We start from the raw sequence: 22,213 nt of genomic DNA, 5'->3' as shown, positions 1-22,213 counted from the left end.
AGAGAACATCAACCGCAGAGGGTTGCGCAGGGGGAATTGCTCAACCTTGTGACCGGATGTGTTTGGGCGTGGGGCAGGGCGGAGACCCTGCCCGGATCTCAGTCCAGCCGCTTGCCGCTCTCCGCGTCGAAGCGGTGCAGCGCCTGCGTCGGAACCGACAGGCGCAGCACCTCCCCCAGATCGGCATCCGACGGGGCGGTGACGGTGAAGGCCTCGCCGCCGACCAGACCGTGAACAAGCCGCTGTGCGCCCAGTTCCTCGACCGCGTTGATGCGCAGCACGATCGGGCCATCGGCGGTGATGTCCATGTCCTCGGGGCGGATGCCCAGTAGACCGGCATGGGCGCTGCCCGGCAGATGCGGCACCGCGCGGGCGGGGATCAGGTTCATGGCCGGGCTGCCGATGAAGCCTGCGACAAAGGCCGAGGCGGGGCGGCGATAGACCTCGAGCGGCGTGCCGATCTGTTCGACCTTGCCCATGTTCAAGACGACCAGCCGGTCGGCCAGCGTCATCGCCTCAAGCTGGTCATGGGTGACATAGAGGCTGGTGGTGCGCAGGCGCTTCTGCAACTCCTTGATTTCCAGCCGCATGGCCACGCGCAGTTTCGCGTCGAGGTTCGACAGCGGCTCGTCGAAGAGGAAGGCCGCCGGTTCGCGCACGATGGCGCGGCCCATGGCGACGCGCTGGCGCTGGCCGCCGCTGAGAGCCCGGGGCTTGCGGTCCAGATAGGGTTCAAGCTGCAGGATGCCCGCCGCCTCGGCCACGCGACGGTCGATCTCGTCGCGCTTGGTGCCGCGGTTCTTCAGGCCGTATTCGAGGTTCTGGCGCACCGACATATGCGGGTAGAGCGCATAGTTCTGGAACACCATGGCGATGTCGCGGTCGGCCGGCTCGATCTCGTTGACCACGCGATCCGCGATCCTGACCGTGCCATCGGTGATGCTTTCCAGCCCCGCGACCATGCGCAGAAGCGTGGACTTGCCGCAGCCCGAAGGCCCGACCAGCACGATGAACTCGCCATCGGCGATGTCGATATTCACGTCGCCGATGGCGCGGGTGCCGCCGGGATAGACCTTGCCGACATTCTCCAGAGTGATGGATGCCACGATTATTTCTCCGTCTCGACAAGACCTTTGACGAACAGCTTCTGCATGGCAATGACCACGGCGACGGGCGGCAGCATCGCCATGACGGCGGTCGCCATCACCAGATGCCATTGCGGCAGCCCGTCCACCGCGTCGGCCATGCGCTTGATGCCCGCAACGATGGTGTAATAGCTGGAATCGGTGGTGACCAGGAGCGGCCACAGGTACTGGTTCCAGCCATAGATGAACAGGATCACGAACAGCGCCGCGATATTGGTGCGCGACAGCGGCAGAAGGATGTCGCGGAAGAATTTCATCGGCCCGGCGCCGTCGATCCGGGCGGCCTCGGTCAGTTCGTCCGGGATGGTCAGGAAGACCTGCCGGAACAGGAAGGTCGCCGTGGCCGAGGCAATCAGCGGGATCGACAGGCCGGCATAGCTGTTCAACAGCCCCAGCCCCGCGACCACCTGGAAGGTCGGCACGATGCGCACCTCGACCGGCAGCATCAGGGTGATGAAGATGCACCAGAAGGCGAGATTGCGCAGCGGGAAGCGGAAATAGACGATGGCGAAGGCCGAGAGCACCGAGATGATGATCTTGCCGATGGCGATCATCAGCGCCATGACGAGGCTGTTCAGCATCATCATCCCGACCGGCGGGGTGCCGCTGGTGGAAAGGCCGCTGTCGAGCATCCGCGAATAATTCTCGATCAGATGCGGGCCGGGCCACATCGGGATGGTGCCCGAGGAAAAGTCGGTGGCGGTATGGGTCGAGGCGACGAAGGCGATCCAGACCGGCATGGCGACGATGGCCACGCCGAGGATCAGCACCAGATGCGCCAGAAGGTTCAGGCCGGGGCGGTTCTCGATCATCAGTATTCGACCTTCTTCTCGACCCAGCGGAACTGGATCACCGTCAGCGCGATCACGATCAGCATCAGGATCACCGATTGCGCGCCGGAACTGCCAAGGTTCTGGCCGACGAAGCCGTCGAAATAGACCTTGTAGACCATGATGTTGGTGGCCTGCGCCGGGCCGCCCTCGGTGGTGCTGTCGATGACCGCGAAGGTGTCGAACATGGCGTAGACGATGTTCACGACCAGAAGGAAGAAGGTCGTGGGCGAGATCAGCGGCAGGGTGATGGTGAAGAAACGCTTCACCGGGCCGGCGCCGTCGATGGCGGCAGCTTCGCGCAGGGACGCAGGAATGGACTGCAACCCGGCGACGAAGAACAGGAAGTTATAGCTGATCTGCTTCCAGGCGCTGGCGATCACCACCAGTAGCATCGCATCGCCCTTGTCGCTGATATGGTTCCAGTTATAGCCGACCTGATCCAGAAGATAGGGCAGGATGCCGATGGTCGGGTTGAAGATGAACCACCACAGGATGCCGGCGACGGCAGGGGCGACGGCATAGGGCCAGACGAGCAGCGTCGTGTAGGTCTGGGCCGAGCGGATCATCCGATCGACCGCAACCGCGAGAAGCAGCGAGAAGCCCATGGACAGGATCGTTACCGAGACGGCAAAGACCGCAGTCACCTGCAGCGAGTTCAGGTATTCGGGGCTGTCGAGCAGCCGCCAGTAATTCGCCATGCCGACGAAGGTGGACTTCATCCCGAAGGCATCTTCGCGCAGGAAGCTTTGCCAGACGGCCTGTGCGGCGGGCCAGATGAAGAAGATGAAGGTGATGGCCAATTGGGGGGCCAGCAGAAGCCAGGGCAAAAGCTGGTTGCGAAAGATCGTGCGCTTCATCTTGTCACTCGGGTCCGGGGGGATGGGGGCCGCACCATCGGCGCGGCTCCCGGGATCAGATTACTGGTTCTGCGCCTGGAATTCCTCGATCAGCGCATTGCCACGCTCGACCACGCCATCCAGCGCGCCCTGGGCATCCTTGGACCCCGACATGAGCTGTTCAAACTCCTCGTCGATGATGCCGCGGATCTGGACATAGTTGCCGAAGCGCAGGCCCTTGGAGTTCTCGGTCGGCGTGTTCAGCGTGATCTGCTTCAGACCGGTATCGGCACCCGGGTTCTCGCCGAAGAAGCCGGCCATCTCGTCGGCTGCCGCCTGGGTGATCGGCAGGTAGCCCGAGAACGAGGCCCAATCGGCCTGAACCGCCGGGCTGGAGAGGTATTCGAAGAACTTCGCGGCGCCGGCATATTCCTCGTCCGGACGGCCCGACAGCACCCAGAGCGTGGCGCCGCCGATGATCGAGTTCTGTGGCGCGCCCTCGACATCGTCGTAATAGGGCAGCATGCCGAAGCCCAGTTCGAAGTCCTTGGCGTTGGCGATGACGCCGGCACGGCTGGCCGAGCTGTTCATGATCATCGCGCATTCCTGCGAATAGAACATGGGCGGCGCGTTGTCGCCGCCGACCGGGCCGCCATATTTGAAGATGCCCTCATCGGCCCATTTCTTCAGGTTGCCCCAATGCTTGACCTGCACCGGCCCGTTGACGGTCAGGCGCGCGTCCAGCCCGCCGAAGCCGTTTTCCAGCGTGCCGATCGGCTGGTTGTGCCAGGCGCTGAGGTTCTCGGTCTGGATCCAGCTGATCCAGCCGGTGGTGAAGCCGCAGCTGGCTGCACCCGAGTCGATGATCTTCTTGGAAAATTCTTCCATTTCGGCCCAGGTCTTGGGCGGGGTGTTCGGGTCCAGCCCGGCCTTCTCGAAGACCGACTTGTTGTAATAGAGAATCGGGGTCGAGCTGTTGAAGGGCATGGACAGCATGTTGCCGTCGGTGTCGGTGTAATAGCCGACGACCGAGGGCAGGAAGGCCGACTGGTCGAAGGCCGCGCCCTGATCCTTCATCAGCTGGTGAACCGGGATGACGGCGCCCTGTGCGGCCATCATCGTGCCGGTGCCGACCTCGAAGACCTGCACGATGGCGGGCTGTTCCTTGGCGCGGAAGGCCGCGATCGCCGCAGTCATGGTCTCCGGATAGGTGCCCTTGTAGGAGGGGACAACCTTGTAATCGGTCTGGCTGTCATTGAAGCCCTTGACGATCTCTTCCAGCTTGGCGCCCAGCTCGCCGCCCATGGCGTGCCACCACTGGATCTCGGTCTGCGCATTGGCCGACATGGCCGACAGCGCAAGCGCGACGGCCGAAGCCGTAAACAATGATTTCATAAGATTTTTCCTCCTGCTGAGGTCATGGGTACTGACGCGGTCTAGCCTCCCGCCGTGACAGTCCCGCAACCATTTTGTGAAGGAAATGTGACAGTCTTTGACTGAACGGTCAACGAAAGGATGGGCGTTTTTTGCAGGGGTCGCAAAATGCCTGTCTGCACGCCGATACCGGGCCAGCGGCCTGCCGTGGGTGGCCGCTGAGGCAGCTCGAGGGGGAATTTTACGGTTCCGGTATATCGAAAAGTCGCTCGGTGCGTGCCATCACCAAAGCGGCCAGCCGTCGGGACGGCAGGCCGCTGGCCCGGGCCGGGCTCTGCGGGAGAGATCAGGCCTTCTCGGTCTTGCCGAACAGGCCCTTGATCCAGCCGATCAGCGGAATCACCGTCGCGCCGAGCAGCGGGTTGATGATGTACTTGGCCAGCGGGATCAGAATCAGGCCGATCACAAGGCCGATGATACCGTCGAAGAAGGCCGTGGTGGCCCAGGCCGCCAGCCCGGCGACCTGGGGCAAAGCAAGTGCTGCGGCCTCGGCCTGTTGCTTGATCCATTCATAGGGCTGGTGCTGGCCCATTTCGTGCAGCCCGTGGAGGATGATCTGGCCGCCGACCCAGATCATCGCGGCGGTGCCGACGACCGTCAGCACCTTCATGAAGCCCGGCATGAATTTCACGATGCCCCGGCCAAGCGCGGCCAACGCGCCCTTGCGCTCGGTTGCCAGATGCACGCCGAGATCATCGGCCTTCACGATCAGCGCGACGAAGCCATACACGGCGACGGTGATGCCGATGGCGACGATGAACAGGATCAGCGCCTTCATCCACAGTGTATCGGTCGCTGGAATGGTCGAGAGCGCGATGGTCATGATCTCGGCCGAGAGGATGAAATCGGTCTTGATCGCGCCGGCAACCCGGGTTTCCTCCAGCGCCGCACCATCCTGCTCGGGATGGGTGTGCTTTGCGCTGTCATGGGCGTCGGACTGGCTGCCGAAGGCATGGGCGACCTTTTCCGCGCCCTCGTAACACAGGTAGGCGCCACCAATCATCAGCAACGGTGCGATCAGCCAGGGCGCAAAGGCCGAGAGCAGCAGCGCTATGGGCAAGAGGATGATCAGCTTGTTGAAGATCGAGCCGCGCGCGATCTTCCAGACGATGGGCAATTCGCGGCTGGCGTCGAAGCCCTGGACATATTTCGGCGTCACCGCCGCATCGTCGATGACCGCGCCGGCCGCCTTGACGCCGGCTCTGGCCGCCTGACCCGCCACATCATCGATGGATGCCGCCGCGACCTTCGAAATCGAGGCCACATCATCCAGCAGCGCAATCAGCCCACTCATCCAGTATCTCCGTGCTGTCCTGACCCGTAACTGCCCTGCCAACGCTGCGGGCGCAAGTTCGGTTCACCCCGGGCGGGACGAAACAGGGGAGAGGAAAAGTCCCGCCCGCACCAGAGAGGGGGCGCGGGCGGGTGATGCCGTGGGTCAGCTTACATCGCGTCCATCTTCGGCATCAGCACGGTGTCGATGACATGGATGACGCCGTTCGATTGATCGACATCGGGGATGGTGACGACGGCCACCGTGCCATTCTCGTCGGTCAGGGTCAGCGCCTTGTCACTGTCACGGATCGCGGCGGTCAGCACGCAGCCGCCGACCGTGTTGACCGCATGGGTTCCGCCATCATCGGCGATCATCTTGCCGATGGCGGGCGACATGGCGTCCACGGCAGCGACGTGGCAGGTCAGCACCTTGGCCAGCTTGTCCTTGTTCTCGGGCTTCAGCAGGTCCTCCACCGCACCGGCCGGCAGTTTCTCGAAGGCGGCATTGGTCGGGGCGAAGACGGTGAAGGGGCCGGGGCCGGACAGCGTTTCGGCCAGACCGGCGGCCTGCACGGCGGCGACCAGCGTGGTGTGGTCCGCCGAGTTCACGGCGTTCTCGACGATGTTCTTGTCGGGGAACATCTCGGCGCCGCCCACCATGGTATTGGCCGCCCATGCGGCAAAGCCGAGGCTGGCGGTCAGGGTCATCGTGCCGATGGCCAAAGTCATGCGCTTCATCTGTGATCCTCCTTGAGGGTTCAGGCGCGCTTTTCGCGCCCTGTGTCTCAAGACACGGAGGGGATGCGGCGAAGTTGCGGGCCGGCGTCCGCACTCACCTCACGTTTGCGTGAGCGTGGAATGTGCCATGATGTCGCCGGTTGGCTGGCCGGTGGGCGAGCCGCCAAGCGGTTCGTCCGAGATGGCCAGCTGCACGTCGGTTCCGGGCTCCAGCCCCTCGGGAAGGGCCATGGTCATGCTGCCGTCACGCGGGACGAGGCCAAGCGAGACCGGCGTGGCCTCGGGCCCGGCGATCCACCACAGCTCCATGTCGCGGCCCTCATGAGCCTCGCCCTCCATCATCGCGACCCTGATCTCGCGCCCCTCGACTTGGGCCTCGACCATCATGCCCTCCATCGCCAGCTGCGCGACATAGCCCGGCTGGTCCTGACCCGGCAGCAGGATGACGGCCAGCGCCACCGCACCGGCGGCGACCGCACCCAGAAGCCAGCCCATCCAGCCGCCCGACCCGCCCGCGCTTCCGCCGCGCCCGCGATGGATTTGCGGCACATCGGCCAGCGGCTGGTTGCCATGGCCAAGGCTGCGCTGGATCCCCAGTCTTGCGCTGGTGGGGGCCATGACCGGGGTCAGCTCATTGGCCATGCCGGCAAGGCGCTCCTGCCAGAGCCGCACCATGGCGGCGAATTCGGTATCCTCAACCATGCGCTTCCGCGCCGCCTCGGCCTCGTCCCCGGCCAGCAGGCCAAGGGCCAGTTCAGCGGCCAGCGCCTCGGTTTCCTCGTCGGGAGTCAGCGGTGCATCTGACGGCGGGGGAGGGGTGTCGGTCATTGGCTTACGCAGTCCTTCAACTGCACCAGTCCGCGCCTCAGCCAGCTGCGCACGGTATTGATCGGCGCGCCGGCGCTCTGGGCCAGTTCGGCATAGCTGGCGCCTTCCAGATAGACGGCGCGCAGGGCCAGCGCCTGCGCCTCGCCCATCTCGTCCAGGCAATTGTCCAGCATCCGCCGCTGTTCCTTGCGGATCACCTGTTCCTCGGGTCCGGGCGTGGCAGAGGCCACGGCCTCGGCCGCCTCGGCCGGTGCTGCCGGCGGCTGGCCGTTTTCGGCGCGGAGCCGGTCGATGGCGCGGTTCCGGGCAATGGTGATCAGCCAGGTCATCGGTGACAACCCGTTGGCGGCATAGCGCCCGGCATTGTTCCAGATGCGGATATAGACCTCCTGCAGCACCTCCTCGGCGAGCGGACGTTCCTTCAGGATCGACAGGCAGACGGCATGGAGTTTCGCCGAGGTCGCCTCGTAAAGCGCATCGAAAGCCTGCCGGTCGCCAAGGGCGACGCGGGCGATCAAGGCCTCGATTTCAGCGCGTCGGCGCTCGAGCACTGGACGTCCTTCCATTGGCTTCGGCCACGTTAGGCCGCAGCGCGCACCGGCGTCAACGCCAGCGACCTTGCACCTGACCCACGAATGCGCGATCAAGCAACGGATGCGAGTGAAGGGGCCCGAGATGCTGGACGCGACGACCAAACCCACCGAAGAGATCGACCTGCGCGAGGTATTCGGTCTGGACAGCGACATGAAGGTCAAGGGCTTTGCCGAAAAGACCGACCGCGTGCCCGAGATCGACCCGACCTACAAGTTCGACCCCGACACGACCTTGGCGATTCTGGCGGGCTTTGCCTATAACCGCCGGGTGATGATCCAAGGCTATCACGGCACCGGGAAATCCACCCATATCGAGCAGGTTGCCGCGCGGCTGAACTGGCCCTGCGTGCGGGTGAACCTCGACAGCCATGTCAGCCGGATCGACCTGATCGGCAAGGACGCGATCAAGCTGGTCGATGGCAAGCAGGTGACGGTGTTCCACGAGGGCATCCTGCCCTGGGCGCTGCGCAACCAGACTGCCATCGTCTTCGACGAATATGATGCCGGCCGGGCCGATGTGATGTTCGTGATCCAGCGGGTGCTGGAGGCGGACGGCAAGCTGACGCTGCTGGATCAGAACGAAGTGATCACGCCGAACCCCTATTTCCGCCTGTTTGCGACCGCGAACACCGTGGGTCTGGGCGATACGACCGGCCTCTACCACGGCACCCAGCAGATCAACCAGGGCCAGATGGACCGCTGGTCGCTGGTCGCCACGCTGAACTATCTCAGCCATGACGCCGAGGCGGCGATCGTGCTGGCGAAGAACCCGAATTACAACAACGAGAAGGGCCGCCGGATCATCAACCAGATGGTGACGCTGGCCGACCTCACGCGCACCGCCTTCATGCAGGGCGACCTGTCCACCGTCATGTCGCCGCGCACGGTCATCAGCTGGGCGCAGAACGCGCGGATCTTCGACAATGTCGGCTATGCCTTCCGCCTGACCTTCCTGAACAAATGCGACGAGCTGGAACGCCAGACCGTGGCCGAGTTCTATCAGCGGCTGTTCGACGAGGAACTGCCGGAAAGTGCTGCGGCGATTGCGGGGCAGTAACCCGTGCATCTGGGCCTGATCGGCGGCATCGGCCCGGCTGCGACTGTCGTCTATTACCAGCGCCTCTGTGCCGCCGTGGCGGCGCGGGGCGGGACGCTGGACCTGACCATCGTTCAGGCCGATATCCAGACGCTGATCCGCAACAATCTGGCGGACCGCAGGGTCGAGCAGGCCGAGATCTACGCCCGCCTGATCGACCGGCTGGCGGCGGCGGGGGCTGATTGCGTCGCCATCACCTCGCTTGGCGGGCATTTCTGTCTCGAGGAAACCCGGGCGCTCTCGGCCCTGCCCATCGTCTCGGCGGTCTCGCCGCTGGACGATTACTTTGCAGCGCAGGGGATCGGTCGCGTTGGGCTTCTGGGGACACGCGTCGTCATGCGCACGCGGCTTTACGGGCAGTCGACCCGGACCGAGGCGGTGGCGCTGGACGACCGGATCGAAGAACTCGGCCAGCGTTATCAGGACCTCGCCGTCCGTGGCCAATGCCTGCCCGAAGACCGCACGGCCTTCGTCGCCGCCGGCCGCGAACTGGTCGAGAAGCACGGGGCCGAAGCCGTGGTTCTCGCCGGCACCGACCTGAACCTCGCCTTTGACGGCACCGATCCTGGCTATCCGGTCATCGACGCGCTGGATGTGCATGTTGATCTGCTGGCCGATCTGGCGACCGGCCGGCGTCGGCTGGATACGGTCTGAGCAGCAGACCCGGCCCGGATGCGCCGCGCTAGCCGCCCGGGCCAGCGCCTGCCCGTCCGGGCGGGCAGGCGCTTTGCCGCGTCAGTCCCGAGTTCCGGCAGAAGAGGGGCTTGGCACCATAAAGCGCGTCGGCGTGCGGTAGCAGCGCCACCCCACGGGCAGGCCCTGGCCCTCGCGTTGCTCATCAAGCCGCAAAGAAAAAGGCAGCGGTTGCCCGCTGCCCTCAATTGCCGCCTCAGGCGTTGCGTGCAGCCACAGTCGCCTTGGTCCACCACACGAGATCGGCCAGCGTCGCGTCGAGCGAGCCTTTCAGGTGATCCTCGATGGTCTCGATCGGCTGGTTGCCGCCAAGCGGCGAGGTGGCGAAGAAATCGCCGCCGCCGATATGCACGGCGCTGCGCACCGGCACCATCTGCAACTCGACCGCCATCAGGCGCAGCTGTTCCAGCGCGCGGGCCCCACCCATGGCGCCATAGGCGACCGCCGCCATCGGCTTGTGGTTCCATTCCTTGTAGGCCTGATCTAGCGCGTTCTTCAGCGCCCCGGTGATCGAACGGTTGTATTCGGCCACGATGAAGACATAGCCGTCATATTCCGCCAGCTTGTTCTGCCAGGCGACGGCATGGGGGTCCGAGGAGGGCATCCACAGGTTCGAGGCCGGCTCGTCGAAGAAGGGCAGGTTGAAGTCGCGCAGGTCAAGCAGCTCGAAATCCAGGTCGGGATTGTCCTTGACCTTGCTCATGAACCAGTTTGCCGGCTTGTCGGCAAAGCGGGTGGCGCGGGTCGAGCTGATGATGACGGCGATTTTCGGTTTGTTGGCCATGGAATGTCCCCTGATCCGGTGCTGTGACGTTCTGTCGCGCCGAACATGGCGCGAGGATTCAGTTTCTGCAATCCGGTCCCGCGCACAACCGCCCCTGCAGCCGCGCACAAAGGCCCGTTGACCCTTGCTCCGCGCCGCGCGGGGTGCTCTATGGAGGGCATGAAAAAGTCCGACAACCCCGCCGATCCGTTCAAGAAGGCGCTGACCGAGGCGACCCGCGCGCTTGCCGATGATGCCGAGCTGAACGTGACCTTCACCGCCGACCCCTCGGGGGTTGCGGGCGACCAGATGCGGCTGCCGCAGGTCAGCCGGCGGATGACCCGCGACGAGGTGCTGCTGGCAAGGGGCACGGCGGATGCGCTGGCCATGCGGCTGCGCCATCACGACCCGGCGACCCATGCGAAATTCGCCCCCTCGGGGCCGATGGCGCGGGAGCTCTACGAGGCGCTGGAAACCGCGCGGGTCGAGGCGCTTGGCGCGCGCGAGATGCCGGGCGCGCTCAGCAATATCGACGCCAAGATTGCTGCCGATGCCGAGAAGAAGGGCTATGCCCAGATCAAGGCGCCCTCGGATGCGCCGCTGTCCGTCGCTGCGGGCTATCTGGTGCGGCAGGCCGCCACCGGGCGCAAGCTGCCGGCGGGGGCCGATCATGTCGCCGATCTCTGGCGTCCCTTCGTCGAGCAGCAGGCGGGCGCGACGCTGGAAAGCGTGCGCGCGGCGCTGGCCGACCAGGCCGCCTTCTCGCGCCTGTCGCGGCGGATCATCAGCGATCTCGGCTATGGCGACCAGCTGGGCGACGATCCCGACGAGCCCGAGGACGACGACGCCGACGAGAACGCCGAGCAGGACGAGGAATCGGGCGACAACCAGTCGCGCGAAGAGGATGACAGCGAGGATGCCGAATCCTCGCCCGAGCGCAGCCAGGAGCAGCAGCAGGACGAGCGTCAGGCGCAGGTCAGCATGGATGACCAGTCCGATGACGAACTGGCCGACGAGGCCGAGATGCCCGAGGCGGAAAGCCCGCCCGACATTCCGCCCCCGGTCAGCGAGGCCAGCGCCGATTACAAGGTCTTCAGCCAGGCCTGGGACGAGGAGATCAAGGCCGAGGATCTGGCCGAGCCGGCGGAACTTGAACGGCTGCGCGCCTACCTGGACAAGCAGCTGGAACCCCTGCGTGGCGCGGTCTCGCGGCTGGCGAACAAGCTGCAGCGCCGCCTGCAGGCGCAACAGAACCGCAGCTGGGAATTCGACAAGGAAGAGGGCGTGCTGGATGCCGGGCGTCTGGCCCGCGTGGTCGCCAATCCGACCACACCGCTGAGCTTCAAGGTCGAGAAGGATACCGAGTTCCGCGACACGGTCGTCACGCTGCTGATCGACAATTCGGGCTCGATGCGCGGACGCCCCATCTCGATCGCCGCGATCTGCGCCGATGTCATGGCCCGCACGCTGGAACGGATCAGCGTCAAGGTCGAGATCCTGGGCTTCACCACCCGCGCCTGGAAGGGCGGGCAGGCGCGCGAGGACTGGCTGAAACAGGGCCGCCCGGCCCAGCCCGGCCGACTGAACGATCTGCGCCACATCATCTACAAGGGTGCGGACGCGCCCTGGCGGCGGGTGCGGCCCAATCTGGGCCTGATGATGAAAGAGGGCCTCTTGAAGGAAAACATCGACGGCGAGGCGCTGGAATGGGCGCATCGCCGGCTCGCCCGCCGTCCCGAGGCGCGCAAGATCCTGATGGTGATCTCGGATGGCGCTCCGGTCGATGACAGCACCCTGTCGGTCAACCCGGCCAACTACCTGGAAAAGCACCTGCGCGACGTGATCGCCATGGTCGAGAAGAAGAAGCAGGTGGAACTTCTGGCCATCGGCATCGGCCATGACGTGACCCGCTATTACGACCGGGCGGTGACGATCACCGATGTCGAGCAGTTGGGCGGAGCGATGACCGAGCAACTGGCCGCGCTGTTCGACAATGACCCCCGAAAGCGCGCCCGCGTGCTGGGCATGAACGCAGCGCGGCGGATCGGCTGAAGAGAACGCGCCCCCCGCGACCAACCGCCCCCTTGTGCGAAGGCCCGGCCCGCGCTTTCATGCGGCCTCATGAGCAGCCGCAGCGCCACCCATATCCTGACCGGCACGCGCATCCGCGAAAGGCGGCTGGCGCTGTCGCGGAAGCAGGCCGATGTCGCGCAGGCGGCAGGCATTTCGCCCGCCTATCTCAATCTCATCGAGCATAACCGCCGCCCGGTTGGGCAGGAATTGGTGGCGCGGCTGGCCGCGGCGCTGGACGTGCCGCGCGCGGAACTGGAATCGGGTCGCGAAGAGGCGCGGCTGGCGGCGCTGCGCGAGGTGGCGGCGGGGCTTGACCAGCGTCCGGAACCAGCGCGAGGCGGCAGCGCGCCCGAACTGGACCAGATCGCCGAGTTTGCCGCGCGTTTCCCGGGCTGGGCCGATGCGCTGGTGACGCTGTCGGGCCAGAACCGGGCGCTGTCGCGGCGGCTCGTTTCGCTCTCCGACCGGATGACGCAGGACCCCTACCTGCTGACCACGCTGCACGAGGTCCTGTCGGCGGTGACGGCGCTGCGCTCGACCGCCGCCATCCTGGCCGAGGGCGACCAGGGGCTGACGCCCGAATGGCGCGCGCGTTTCCATGCCAATCTCGACAGCGACAGCCAGCGGCTCTCGACCACGGCTCAGGCGCTGGTCGCCTATCTCGACAGTTTCGAGGCTGACAACACCGTGCTGACGCCGCAGGACGAAGTTCAGGCCTGGATGGCCGCCGGCGCGCCACCACTGGATCAGGCGACCGACCTCGCCTCGGACGCAGCGCGCGCCATTGCCGGGCGCCATCTGGACCGCATGGCGGCCGAGCGCGCGGCCCTGCCCGATGCAGACCTGCAACGCGCCAGCGCCGAGGCCCCGGACCCTTTGGCCATCGCGCAGGCGCTGAACCGGCCGCTCGACCTGGTGATGCGCCGGCTCGCGGCGCTGCGGCCGCATGGCTACGAAGGCGCCGGGCTGCTGATCTGCGATGGCGCCGGCGTGCTGATCCTGCGCCGCGCGGCCGAGGGCTTCGCGCTGCCGCGGCAGGGCGATGCCTGCGCGCTCTGGCCGCTGTTCCGGGCCCTGGCCAATCCGCAGCTGGCGATTCAGGCGAGGGTCGAAATGCCCGGCGGGGCGCAATTCGAAACCATCAGCTTTGCCGTTCGCAGCCAGCCGGGTGGGCTTGATGGCCCGCTGCTCAGCGCCGCGCAGATGCTGATCCGCCCGGCCTCTGGCGATGCCCCGGCCGAACCGGTGCTGCGCATCGGCCCGACCTGCCGCATCTGCCCCCGCAGCGCCTGCCCGGCGCGGCGCGAGCCCTCGATCCTGCAGGCGGGTTGAGGCATGGGCATGGCGCAAACAGTTTTGACATTTTGGCCCTCGCTTCTGCACAATACCACAGGCTCTGGCGTCGGGCCGGGACAGAGGGGCAACGCGGATTGAGCGACCGGACCGACATCCTGCTGGTCGAGGACGAGCCCAATATCGCCGAGGCGGTGCGGTTCATCCTGTCGCGCGCCGGCTGGCAGGTCGAGGTCATCGACGACGGCGCCAACGCGATGCCGGCCATTCGCGCGATCCGGCCCCGGCTGGTGATCCTTGACCTGATGCTGCCCCATCGCTCGGGCCGCGAGATCCTGATGGAGTTGCGGCGCGAGACCGATCGCGCGCTGGCCGCGACCCGGGTGCTGCTTCTCACCGCGCAGGGTCAGGCCGCCGACACCGCCCGGCTGGCCGAGGCCGATGCGGCGCTGTCGAAGCCCTTTGCCAATGACGATCTGAGGGCGCTGGTCCAGCGCCTGATGGCCTAGCGCGGCGCCGGCATGAAGCAGCGCCAGCCCCTGTTTCTCGAACGCGCCTCCTATCGCCGGCGGCGGCTGGGTGATGCGGCGCGGATCCTGCCGGTGCTGGCCCTGATGCTGCTGTTGCTGCCGGTCTGGTGGATGCCCGGGCTAGTCAGCCTGACCGGCGGGGCGATCTGGCTGTTCTGTCTCTGGGCCGGGATGATCGGTCTGACCGCGCTGCTGCACGCGCTGCTGGGGGCCAGCGACCGCAAGGCCCGGTGGGCGGCGGATGCCGGCGGCGATGCCGAGGACGAGGGCGACGATGACCGTTGATCTCCTGGTCGGGGTCTGCCTTGGCTATGTCGTCCTGATGTTCATCGTGGCCTTCGCCGCCGACCGTGCGGCGCTGCGGGGGCGCGTCCGCTGGCTCGATTCGCCGGTGGTCTATACCCTGTCGCTCTCCGTCTATTGCTCGGCCTGGACCTTTTTCGGCGCGGTCGGATACGCCACCCGCTCGGGTCTGGAATTCGCCACCATCTACCTTGGCCCGACGGTGATCTTCTGCGGCGCATGGTGGGGGCTAAGGCGGCTGGTACGGGTGGCGCGGATGCACCACGTCACCTCGGTCGCCGACCTCGTCTCGGCCCGGTTCGGCAAATCGAACCCGCTGGCGGCGCTGGTGACGCTGATCGGGGTGATGGCCGCCACGCCCTATATCGCGCTGCAGCTGCAATCGGTCAGCCTCTCGTTCCGCGCCTTCACGGTCGAACCGGACAGTGCCAGCCAGGGCGGCACAGCGCTGTGGGTCGCCTCGGGCCTGGCCTTGTTCACCATCCTCTTCGGCACCCGCAACCTCGCCGCCGACGAGCGTCACCACGGCGTCGTCACCGCCATCGCGCTCGAGGCGCTGGTGAAGCTGGTGGCCTTCCTGGCGCTGGGGATCTTCGTCGTCTGGGGGCTGGCCGACGGGCCGATGGATATCGTCGCCCGCATCGCCCATGCCACCGCCACCGATCCCGACCTTGCCGCGGGCTGGCAGCTGCAGCCCGACCGCTGGACCGCGCTGATCGTGGTCTCGGGCATCGCCGTGGTGACCCTGCCGCGGATGTTCCAGGTGATGGTGGTCGAAGCCGCCGACGAGGATCGGCTGCGCGTCGCTGGCTGGGCCTTCCCGGCCTATCTCTTCGCCATGTCGCTGTTCGTCTTGCCCATCGCCATCGTCGGGCGCGAGCTGTTGCCCGCCGGTTCGAATCCCGACCTTTTCGTCCTCAGCCTGCCACTGTCGCAGGGCCAGAACGCGCTGGCGCTTCTGGTCTTTCTGGGTGGCTTCTCGGCGGCGACCTCGATGGTGGTGATGAGCGCGATCGCGCTGGCCACGATGATCTCTAACCACTGGCTGGTGCCATTGTGGTTGTGGATGCGGCGGCGGCCCGATGTCGGCGATGCCGAGGATCTGGGCGAGTTCGTGCTGAACGCGCGCCGGCTGGCGATCTTGGCCGTGGTCGGCGGCGGCTGGGTCTATCATCAGGCCTCGGGCGGATCGGCGGCGCTGGCGGCGATGGGGCTTGTGGCCTTTACCGGCGTGGCGCAGGTCTTTCCGGCCATGCTGGGCGGGCTTCTGTGGCGCGGGGCCACGCGCACCGGCGCCTATGCCGGGGTTGGCACCGGGCTGGTCTTGTGGACGGTGCTGATCTTCTTGCCCTCGGTCGGCATCGGCGCGCTGCCGCACTATCCGGCAGGGGTGGATTCGCTCGCTGGTTCGATCGCGCTGTCGATGGGGGCCAATATCCTTGCCTTCCTGATCCTGTCGCTGACCAGTTTCCCCGATCCGGTCGAGCGTCTTCAGGGCCTGTCCTTCGTCCATGCGGTCGAGCCCGATGCCCCGGGACGCTCGGGTGGCGGCTCGGCGCGGGGGGCAGAATCGCTGCTCGCCCTGTCGCGGCGCATCTGGGGTGCCGACCCGGCGCTGCGCTTCTTTCAGGCCGAGGCCGTGGCGCAGGGGAAATCCGGCTTCCTGCCCGATCTGACCCCGCGCTTCCTGACCCGGCTCGAGCGGCGGCTGGCCGGCTCGGTCGGTGCCGCCACGGCGCACGCGATGATCGGGCGGGTGGGTGGCGGCTCGGGCCTCAGCGTGTCGGACCTGATGGAGGTTGCGGGCGAGGCCAGCCGCGCCAAGGAAGAGGCGCGGCGGCTAGAGACGGCGCGCGCCGAACTTGCCCGCACCGCCATGCAATTGCGCGAGGCCAATGAGAAGCTGACCGAGCTGTCGGTGCAGAAGGACAGTTTCCTGGGGCAGGTCAGTCACGAGTTGCGCACACCGATGACCTCGCTGCGCGCATTCTCGGAACTGCTGAAGCTGCCCGATCTGCCCGAGGCCGACCGCAGCCGCTTTGCCTCGATCATCCATGACGAAACTGCGCGGCTGACCCGGCTGTTGAATGACCTCTTGGACCTGTCGGTGCTGGAAAGCGGGCAGGTGCGCTTGGGCATCTCGGCGGCCAACCTGCATGACCTGATCGGCCGGGCGCTGGATGCGGCTTCCTCCAGCGGTCCGGGGCGCGATTTCACCATCGACCGCGACCTGCCGGGCGAGCATCTGCCGGTGCTGACCGATACCGATCGGCTGCTGCAGGTGCTGATCAACATCATCAGCAATGCCCGCAAATACTGCGACGCGCCGCGGCCCGAATTGCGCATCCGCGCGCGCCGCCGCCCCGACCGCACCACCGAGATCGACTTCATCGACAATGGCTCTGGCATCGACCCGGACCGTCAGGCGCTGATCTTCGAGAAGTTCTCGCGGCTGAACGACCCGATGCGCGCGGGTGGCGCGGGGCTGGGGCTGGCCATCTGCCGCGAGATCATGACGGCGCTCGGGGGCAGCATCACCTATCTGCCGGGGCAGGGGGGCGCGGCCTTCCGGGTGACGCTGCCGCGCCGGCCGCCGACGATGGGGCGGGACGGCCGCGCGGCGGCAGGTGCAGGACGATAAACGGAATCTCAACCTGTCTCGCCGATGATCCGCACATGGATGATCGCGATTCGGCAGGGTGATGGCAGAGGATCAGGGGCAGGAGAGCGGGCAGGGCGTGCTGGGCCGGCTGCTCAAGGCCCGTGACCAGTCGCGCCTTGGCCAGGGCGGTGCGGCGGCGCTGCCCCGTCCGCAGCCCGTGACCGCACTGCGCGCCGCGACCACAGCCGTGGCCCGCGCGGTCGAAGGGCTTTACGGTCTGCCGGTCGCGCCTCTGGAGGTCACGCCCGCTGCAATCACGCTGGCCGAGATGGCCGAACTTCTGCCGCGCCCGGCGCTGCTCTCGGTGGTCGAAGGTGCTGGCGAAGCCATAGGCGTGGTCGCCCTCTGCCCGACCCTGATGACCGCGCTGATCGAGGTGCAGACGCTTGGCCGAGTCACCTCCCGGCTAGTCGAGGCGCGCCGGATCACGCGCAGCGACGCGATGATCTGCTCGGATTTCGTCAATGCCCTGCTGGCCAGACTGGGCGACGAGATGACCCGCATCGATGGGTTCGAGGGGTTCGGCAGCTTTCGCTATGCCAGCTTTCTGGACGATCCCCGACCCTTGCTGTTGATGCTCGAGGACAGCCCCTATCGCAGCCTGCACTATCGCCTGCGCCTCGGACAGCCTCCGGGACGCGAGGGCGAGATTTTCGTTGCGCTGCCGCAAAGGATGTCGGCTTCGTCGCAAGCCGCGGCGAAGGAAACCCAGACCGGGATCGGGCGGGGCCGGGGCGAGGCAGCGGCGATCCCGCCAGCCGAGCCGGGGCCGCTCGAGCCCGATCTCGCGCTCAGAATGCGTGATGCACCCATCGACGTCGTGGGCGTGCTCTGCCGCCGGCGCCTGCGCCTTGGTGTGCTGCGCCAGCTGAGGCCCGGGCAGATCCTGTCGCTGCCCCGCGTCGATCTGGCCGAAACACGATTGGAAACCCGCCTCGGCAAGGTTCTTGCCACCGGCAAACTGGGCGAAGCTGGTGGCTATCATGCCGTCCGGCTGAGCGGCGCGGGAGAGGCTCTGTCTGCCCCGGCGAGCCTTTCGGCCCGAGCCAGCAATGGTCAGGATGGCGCGTGGTCCGGCAGGGACGGCGGCGCCGGTGTCTCGAGCGTCGCCGGCCTGCCGGTCGAGCCGCCCATTGCCGATCTTGATCGGCCCGACAGTTTCCGCGCGCCCTTGCGGGATGCCGTTCCGTCGGAGGATTTCGCGGATGCGCCGCGCAAAAGCGCATTATCCGGCTGAGCCTGTGCTTTGCCCTTGAAAAAAACATGTTTCCGCCGCATGTAACAGCGGCCTCGCAGAGTCGGGGAGAAATCAAGATGGAGTGACCATGGCCAAGGAAGAAATGCTCGAATTTCCCGGCGTCGTGAAGGAACTCCTGCCGAATGCGACGTTCAGGGTCGAGCTGGAAAACGGCCATGAGATCATCGCGCATATGGCAGGAAAGATGCGGAAGAACCGCATCCGGGTTCTGGCCGGGGACAAGGTCCAGGTGGAAATGAACACCTATGACCTGTCCAAGGGACGCATCAACTATCGTTTCAAATAGGGCAGCAATGCCGGATTCATGCCCGTCAGGCCTCGCCCCCGCGCGGCCCGTTTTGCGTTTGGTTCTGGGCTCTGCCAGCCTCCGGCGGCTGGAGCTTCTGGCCCAGATCGGCATCGTTCCGGCCGAGATCCGGCCCGCCGATATCGACGAGACGCCGCGCCGGGATGAAGGCGCCCGCGACTATGTCCGCCGCATGGCGGTGGAAAAGGCCGCAGCCGTGCCGCTGTCGCCGGGCGAAGCCGTACTGTGTGCGGACACAACCGTGACCGTCGGTCGCCGCATCCTTGGCAAGCCCGAGGATAAAGCTGAAGCGGCCGAGTTCATGCGGCTGATGTCGGGCCGCAGGCACCGGGTGCTGACCGCCGTGGCGTTGCGGGATGAAACCCGCAGCCGTGTCCGGCTGGTCGAGACCACGGTGAAGATGCGGGTGATCGATCCGCCGTCGCTGGCGCGCTATCTCGCCACCGGCGACTGGCGCGGCAAGGCCGGCGGCTATGCGATCCAGGGACCGGCCTCGGCCTTCATTCCCTGGATCCAGGGCAGCTATTCCGCCGTGGTCGGCCTGCCTCTGGCCGAAACGGCCACGATGCTGGCCGCGATCGGCATCACCGGAGGTGAAGCATGAAGGGTCGCCAGATCGTACTGGGCGAATTGTTCGGGGCCGAGGCCGCCGCGCTGGTGGTGGATGGTCAACTGACCGACCTGATCGCCGATGCGTCGCTGCTGACGCCGCTGGTCCCCGGCGCAATCTGCCGCGCCGTTGTTGACCGGCTGGTCAAGGGGCAGGGCGGCGTCTTCCTGCGCCTGCCCGATGGCGCGCGCGGCTATCTGCGCGACCGCTCGGGCCTCAGCGAAGGCCAGCGTGTGCTGGTTCAGGTCAGCGGCGTGGCCGAGGAAGGCAAGGCCATCCCGGTCACCTCGCGGCTCTTGTTCCGCGGCCGCTTCGGCATTCTGACGCCGGGCAAGCCGGGGGTGAATGTCTCGCGCAGCATCAAGGACGAGGAAACGCGCAGCGCTCTTACCGAATTGGGCGAGGGGCTGATCGCTGGCGCGCCGGGTCTGGGCGAGGATTGCGGTCTGATTCTGCGCAGTGCCGCCGGTCAGGTCGATGACGACGAGATTCGGGACGAACTGGCGCCGCTGGTCGAACTGGCCGCCAGCATCCTGTCGGAAACCGAGGGCGCGCCGGAACTGCTTCTGGATGCGCCGGGGCCGCATATGGCCGCCTGGGTCGATTGGGCCGAACCCGCGCCCGACCAGGTGGACGAGGGCAAGGATGCCTTTGACACGTTCGGCGTAACCGAGATGGTTGACGCCCTGCTGTCGCCCGAGATCGCGCTGACCGGCGGCGGCTCCGCCCTGCTGCAGCCGACCCGTGCGCTGCTGGCGATCGATGTGAATACCGGCAGCGATACCTCGCCTGCGGCGGGGCTCAAGGCCAATATCGCGCTGGCCCGCGACCTGCCGCGGCAATTGCGGCTGCGCGGCCTTGGTGGTCAGGTGGTGGTCGATTTCGCCCCCATGCCCAAGCGCGACCGGGCGACGCTGGAACAGGTGCTGCGATCCGCCTTCAAGTTCGAGTCGGCAGAAACCGTTCTGATCGGCTGGACCAAGATGGGCCTCTTCGAGATCAGCCGCAAACGCGACCGCGCCCAGCTGGCTTCATTGGCCGCCGCTGGCGGCGAGGGGGCGTGATGTCGGGCTGTCCGATCTGTGGCAAGCCGGGTGTCCCGGCCTATCGCCCCTTCTGCTCGCGCCGCTGCGCCGATGTCGACCTGGCCCGCTGGCTCAGGGGCGATTATGTCATCCCCGGCCCGCCTGCCGATACGGCCGATGGCGAGGAAAAGCCGAATCCCGGCGACAACTGAAGAATTGTCGATTTCGGGTCTGGACAGCGCCGCAGGCCGCCACTAAACACCCCACACCCAAGGTTGAGAGACCCCCGGGGCCCGGATAGCTCAGTTGGTAGAGCAGCGGATTGAAAATCCGCGTGTCGGCGGTTCAAATCCGTCTCCGGGCACCATTATTTTCCCTTGTTCGTCAACTGGTTATCCAGCATCACGAACCGCTCCTTTCAGTGGGTTCGACGGCTTTCGGGAAAGTGTTGCGGCGCGCTAGCTTTCGGACAGCGGTGCAATAGCTTTCGAACAGAAATTTTTCGTCATGATGTGAGCTGGCGGCGTCAATCCTGACGGTCAGTCCGCCGGCAGGTCAGCTGCTCGCAGTCACTGACCCCAGATATCGAGCCCGAGCTGCTGCCCAAGGAGTTTCATCAGCCGGAACCTTTGCTCGATCGTGGGCACGACATCCGCCATCAGCATCAACCCGATTCGATATCGACCATTATCATCGCCCCACACATTCTGGCCGATGCGGAAGCCAGCCTGCTCCACGGCAGTACCGGTCTCGGCGGTACCAGTGATGACCTTCCGGCCGGTCTCGGAGTTTACGACGGAGGTGATGATGGCCATGGCCTCGTCGCCGCCATCACTCAGCTGGGCCTCGACCATAATCGGGCGGCCATCATGCCAGCCACCGGTCCCCTCCTGCACCGCTGAACTGCGCGACAACTCGAGGAACGAAAAGCCGCTATTTGCTCCAAGTGTGATGCCAGCCGTTCCCTGCGGTGGGCTGATGAGCCCCGGGGTATGCGTCGGTATAGAAACCGAGGATCACGACCAAGTAGCGAGGGGTGATCGGCGAGGAGAAGGTCCCGGTCATGCGGTCGTCAGCGGTATCTACCATCCCGCCGGTCAGCACCGGGAAATTGCCCGGCTGCGTGGCAAGCATGGTGACTGTCGGGCTGACAACAGCCCCGACCGGCCCGCCCTCGACGGCGGGTGTCGTCATGGCAGTGTCGGCGTAATAGCTGGCCTCGCCCGGCATCCCGACGGCGCGCAGGTTTACCCCGGGCAGGGCTTCGGCCAGGGTGTCGATGCCGGTCATACTCACAGCGCCCAGCTCCTCGGGGCCAGTGCCACCGAGGCCCGCATGAGGGTATTCAGCGTCGGCACCATCCTCATCTACGGCCAGTGCCCGGACCTGCCCGGCACCCCCCTGGCAACGGATGACGCGCCGTGGCGACCGCATATCCAATCCTACGAGCGTGCTCACGCCTATCTTCATGACAGCATCCGCGCGTGGCTCGATGGTGCCGGGCATGCGGGCGTAGCCTGCCGAGTGATCCCGATCCATCGTCTCGCAGCTAGACTCTATGACGATGCGCTGGCGGGGACTATTCCCGGGGGGATTACGACGCATCGGGCGTTCAGGGTTGGCTATGATGAGACGGGGGCGACCGAAACGCATCAATATCTCTGGCACGAGCGTGGTGTCTGGGCGATGCAGGCTCTGTTTCGACTGGTCGCGTTTGGTGATCTGCCGAGCACGCTGCCGACAGATAGCCATGTCGATGCGTCGATGGCATCCTACCTCGCCGGCATTGTGCAGGATATCGTCTCTAACTACGCACTCGCAGGCCACGGCGGTATGGATCAGGGCGAGGCCGGGGTGGTCCCCTACAGCGGCGAGACCCCGGCCGAGATCATGCCGGATGCGACCGTCCACCTGATCG

24 protein-coding genes and 1 tRNA gene are annotated in these 22,213 nt (G+C 66.3%); 14 read left to right on the top strand and 11 right to left on the bottom strand.

Annotation, left to right across the window (positions count from 1 at the left end):
• Positions 1 to 98 precede the first annotated feature (98 nt).
• From Q1A36_RS15105 to Q1A36_RS15070, 8 genes are all read right to left on the bottom strand, one after another.
• Positions 99 to 1,106: a sn-glycerol-3-phosphate import ATP-binding protein UgpC gene (locus Q1A36_RS15105; protein WP_299845819.1), complete on the bottom strand. Its 1,008-nt coding sequence runs from the start codon at positions 1,104 to 1,106 to the stop codon at positions 99 to 101.
• A gap of 2 nt (positions 1,107 to 1,108) precedes the next feature.
• Positions 1,109 to 1,957 carry a sn-glycerol-3-phosphate ABC transporter permease UgpE gene (gene ugpE / locus Q1A36_RS15100; RefSeq protein WP_101750819.1) on the bottom strand — a complete coding sequence of 283 codons (849 nt, stop codon included), beginning with the start codon at positions 1,955 to 1,957 and terminating at the stop codon, positions 1,109 to 1,111.
• Positions 1,957 to 2,835, bottom strand: a complete 879-nt coding sequence (gene ugpA / locus Q1A36_RS15095) for a sn-glycerol-3-phosphate ABC transporter permease UgpA (protein WP_299845816.1) — start codon at positions 2,833 to 2,835, stop codon at positions 1,957 to 1,959. Before ugpA ends, ugpE begins: the two co-directional genes overlap by 1 nt.
• Before the next feature lie 60 nt (positions 2,836 to 2,895).
• Positions 2,896 to 4,209 carry a sn-glycerol-3-phosphate ABC transporter substrate-binding protein UgpB gene (ugpB, locus tag Q1A36_RS15090; RefSeq protein ID WP_299845812.1) on the bottom strand — a complete coding sequence of 438 codons (1,314 nt, stop codon included), beginning with the start codon at positions 4,207 to 4,209 and terminating at the stop codon, positions 2,896 to 2,898.
• A gap of 325 nt (positions 4,210 to 4,534) precedes the next feature.
• Positions 4,535 to 5,542 carry a DUF808 domain-containing protein gene (locus tag Q1A36_RS15085; protein WP_299845808.1) on the bottom strand — a complete coding sequence of 336 codons (1,008 nt, stop codon included), beginning with the start codon at positions 5,540 to 5,542 and terminating at the stop codon, positions 4,535 to 4,537.
• A gap of 149 nt (positions 5,543 to 5,691) precedes the next feature.
• On the bottom strand, positions 5,692 to 6,261 hold the full coding sequence (locus Q1A36_RS15080; RefSeq protein ID WP_299845805.1) for a fasciclin domain-containing protein: 570 nt from the start codon (positions 6,259 to 6,261) through the stop codon (positions 5,692 to 5,694).
• 99 nt (positions 6,262 to 6,360) lie between these two features.
• On the bottom strand, positions 6,361 to 7,089 hold the full coding sequence (locus Q1A36_RS15075) for an anti-sigma factor (protein ID WP_299845802.1): 729 nt from the start codon (positions 7,087 to 7,089) through the stop codon (positions 6,361 to 6,363).
• The gene (locus tag Q1A36_RS15070; RefSeq protein ID WP_299845799.1) at positions 7,086 to 7,640 is read right to left on the bottom strand and encodes a sigma-70 family RNA polymerase sigma factor; all 555 of its coding nucleotides are present in this window, start codon (positions 7,638 to 7,640) and stop codon (positions 7,086 to 7,088) included. The genes Q1A36_RS15075 and Q1A36_RS15070 overlap by 4 nt, the downstream gene beginning before the upstream one ends.
• A gap of 124 nt (positions 7,641 to 7,764) precedes the next feature.
• Between Q1A36_RS15070 and cobS the strand changes: the two genes are divergently transcribed.
• Both cobS and Q1A36_RS15060 read left to right on the top strand, forming a co-directional pair.
• The gene (gene cobS, locus Q1A36_RS15065) at positions 7,765 to 8,739 is read left to right on the top strand and encodes a cobaltochelatase subunit CobS (RefSeq protein WP_101754038.1); all 975 of its coding nucleotides are present in this window, start codon (positions 7,765 to 7,767) and stop codon (positions 8,737 to 8,739) included.
• A 3-nt stretch (positions 8,740 to 8,742) separates the two neighbouring features.
• Positions 8,743 to 9,432: an aspartate/glutamate racemase family protein gene (locus Q1A36_RS15060; RefSeq protein WP_299845796.1), complete on the top strand. Its 690-nt coding sequence runs from the start codon at positions 8,743 to 8,745 to the stop codon at positions 9,430 to 9,432.
• A 235-nt stretch (positions 9,433 to 9,667) separates the two neighbouring features.
• Here the strand turns inward: Q1A36_RS15060 and Q1A36_RS15055 are convergent, their stop codons facing one another.
• The gene (locus Q1A36_RS15055; RefSeq protein ID WP_299845793.1) at positions 9,668 to 10,255 is read right to left on the bottom strand and encodes an NAD(P)H-dependent oxidoreductase; all 588 of its coding nucleotides are present in this window, start codon (positions 10,253 to 10,255) and stop codon (positions 9,668 to 9,670) included.
• Positions 10,256 to 10,414: 159 nt separating this feature from the next.
• Between Q1A36_RS15055 and cobT the strand changes: the two genes are divergently transcribed.
• The 11 genes from cobT (at position 10,415) to Q1A36_RS15000 (ending at position 20,662) form a co-directional block, all read left to right on the top strand.
• Positions 10,415 to 12,286 carry a cobaltochelatase subunit CobT gene (cobT, locus tag Q1A36_RS15050; RefSeq protein WP_299845790.1) on the top strand — a complete coding sequence of 624 codons (1,872 nt, stop codon included), beginning with the start codon at positions 10,415 to 10,417 and terminating at the stop codon, positions 12,284 to 12,286.
• A 69-nt stretch (positions 12,287 to 12,355) separates the two neighbouring features.
• The gene (locus Q1A36_RS15045; RefSeq protein WP_299845785.1) at positions 12,356 to 13,639 is read left to right on the top strand and encodes a short-chain fatty acyl-CoA regulator family protein; all 1,284 of its coding nucleotides are present in this window, start codon (positions 12,356 to 12,358) and stop codon (positions 13,637 to 13,639) included.
• 98 nt (positions 13,640 to 13,737) lie between these two features.
• Positions 13,738 to 14,109, top strand: a complete 372-nt coding sequence (locus tag Q1A36_RS15040) for a response regulator (protein ID WP_299845781.1) — start codon at positions 13,738 to 13,740, stop codon at positions 14,107 to 14,109.
• Positions 14,110 to 14,121: 12 nt separating this feature from the next.
• Entirely contained in the window at positions 14,122 to 14,415 is a 294-nt protein-coding gene (locus Q1A36_RS15035; RefSeq protein ID WP_101752197.1) for a hypothetical protein, read from the top strand.
• Entirely contained in the window at positions 14,405 to 17,074 is a 2,670-nt protein-coding gene (locus Q1A36_RS15030; RefSeq protein WP_299845775.1) for an ATP-binding protein, read from the top strand. Before Q1A36_RS15035 ends, Q1A36_RS15030 begins: the two co-directional genes overlap by 11 nt.
• 61 nt (positions 17,075 to 17,135) lie before the next feature.
• Entirely contained in the window at positions 17,136 to 18,332 is a 1,197-nt protein-coding gene (locus tag Q1A36_RS15025) for a FliM/FliN family flagellar motor switch protein (RefSeq protein ID WP_299845772.1), read from the top strand.
• Positions 18,333 to 18,420: 88 nt separating this feature from the next.
• Positions 18,421 to 18,639, top strand: coding sequence for a translation initiation factor IF-1 (gene infA, locus Q1A36_RS15020; RefSeq protein ID WP_036636451.1), 219 nt, complete (start codon positions 18,421 to 18,423; stop codon positions 18,637 to 18,639).
• A 52-nt stretch (positions 18,640 to 18,691) separates the two neighbouring features.
• Positions 18,692 to 19,264: a Maf family protein gene (locus Q1A36_RS15015; RefSeq protein ID WP_299845769.1), complete on the top strand. Its 573-nt coding sequence runs from the start codon at positions 18,692 to 18,694 to the stop codon at positions 19,262 to 19,264.
• Positions 19,261 to 20,334, top strand: a complete 1,074-nt coding sequence (locus Q1A36_RS15010) for a ribonuclease E/G (RefSeq protein WP_299845766.1) — start codon at positions 19,261 to 19,263, stop codon at positions 20,332 to 20,334. The genes Q1A36_RS15015 and Q1A36_RS15010 overlap by 4 nt, the downstream gene beginning before the upstream one ends.
• The gene (yacG, locus tag Q1A36_RS15005) at positions 20,334 to 20,507 is read left to right on the top strand and encodes a DNA gyrase inhibitor YacG (protein WP_299845763.1); all 174 of its coding nucleotides are present in this window, start codon (positions 20,334 to 20,336) and stop codon (positions 20,505 to 20,507) included. Before Q1A36_RS15010 ends, yacG begins: the two co-directional genes overlap by 1 nt.
• A gap of 79 nt (positions 20,508 to 20,586) precedes the next feature.
• Positions 20,587 to 20,662 (top strand) — tRNA-Phe (locus tag Q1A36_RS15000).
• A 202-nt stretch (positions 20,663 to 20,864) separates the two neighbouring features.
• Here the strand turns inward: Q1A36_RS15000 and Q1A36_RS14995 are convergent.
• Both Q1A36_RS14995 and Q1A36_RS14990 read right to left on the bottom strand, forming a co-directional pair.
• On the bottom strand, positions 20,865 to 21,191 hold the full coding sequence (locus Q1A36_RS14995) for a hypothetical protein (RefSeq protein ID WP_299845760.1): 327 nt from the start codon (positions 21,189 to 21,191) through the stop codon (positions 20,865 to 20,867).
• Positions 21,192 to 21,228: 37 nt separating this feature from the next.
• Positions 21,229 to 21,591: a hypothetical protein gene (locus Q1A36_RS14990; protein ID WP_299845758.1), complete on the bottom strand. Its 363-nt coding sequence runs from the start codon at positions 21,589 to 21,591 to the stop codon at positions 21,229 to 21,231.
• A gap of 39 nt (positions 21,592 to 21,630) precedes the next feature.
• Here Q1A36_RS14990 and Q1A36_RS14985 point away from each other — a divergent pair.
• On the top strand, positions 21,631 to 22,213 hold a 583-nt coding region (locus Q1A36_RS14985; RefSeq protein ID WP_299845755.1), incomplete at its 3' end, for a hypothetical protein.

This window comes from uncultured Paracoccus sp. (assembly GCF_947487305.1).
Classification (GTDB): Bacteria; Pseudomonadota; Alphaproteobacteria; order Rhodobacterales; family Rhodobacteraceae; genus Paracoccus.
This window is presented reverse-complemented; position numbering and strand designations above follow the sequence as displayed.

Coding starts and splice junctions, on each gene's coding strand:
- ugpE (WP_101750819.1), bottom strand. CDS start 1,957: ATGATCGAGAACCGCCCCGGCCTGAACCTTCTGGCGCATCTGGTGCTG.
- ugpA (WP_299845816.1), bottom strand. CDS start 2,835: ATGAAGCGCACGATCTTTCGCAACCAGCTTTTGCCCTGGCTTCTGCTG.
- ugpB (WP_299845812.1), bottom strand. CDS start 4,209: ATGAAATCATTGTTTACGGCTTCGGCCGTCGCGCTTGCGCTGTCGGCC.
- Q1A36_RS15085 (WP_299845808.1), bottom strand. CDS start 5,542: ATGAGTGGGCTGATTGCGCTGCTGGATGATGTGGCCTCGATTTCGAAG.
- Q1A36_RS15080 (WP_299845805.1), bottom strand. CDS start 6,261: ATGAAGCGCATGACTTTGGCCATCGGCACGATGACCCTGACCGCCAGC.
- Q1A36_RS15075 (WP_299845802.1), bottom strand. CDS start 7,089: ATGACCGACACCCCTCCCCCGCCGTCAGATGCACCGCTGACTCCCGAC.
- cobS (WP_101754038.1), top strand. CDS start 7,765: ATGCTGGACGCGACGACCAAACCCACCGAAGAGATCGACCTGCGCGAG.
- Q1A36_RS15055 (WP_299845793.1), bottom strand. CDS start 10,255: ATGGCCAACAAACCGAAAATCGCCGTCATCATCAGCTCGACCCGCGCC.
- cobT (WP_299845790.1), top strand. CDS start 10,415: ATGAAAAAGTCCGACAACCCCGCCGATCCGTTCAAGAAGGCGCTGACC.
- Q1A36_RS15045 (WP_299845785.1), top strand. CDS start 12,356: ATGAGCAGCCGCAGCGCCACCCATATCCTGACCGGCACGCGCATCCGC.
- Q1A36_RS15035 (WP_101752197.1), top strand. CDS start 14,122: ATGAAGCAGCGCCAGCCCCTGTTTCTCGAACGCGCCTCCTATCGCCGG.
- Q1A36_RS15030 (WP_299845775.1), top strand. CDS start 14,405: ATGACCGTTGATCTCCTGGTCGGGGTCTGCCTTGGCTATGTCGTCCTG.
- Q1A36_RS15025 (WP_299845772.1), top strand. CDS start 17,136: ATGGCAGAGGATCAGGGGCAGGAGAGCGGGCAGGGCGTGCTGGGCCGG.
- infA (WP_036636451.1), top strand. CDS start 18,421: ATGGCCAAGGAAGAAATGCTCGAATTTCCCGGCGTCGTGAAGGAACTC.
- Q1A36_RS15010 (WP_299845766.1), top strand. CDS start 19,261: ATGAAGGGTCGCCAGATCGTACTGGGCGAATTGTTCGGGGCCGAGGCC.
- yacG (WP_299845763.1), top strand. CDS start 20,334: ATGTCGGGCTGTCCGATCTGTGGCAAGCCGGGTGTCCCGGCCTATCGC.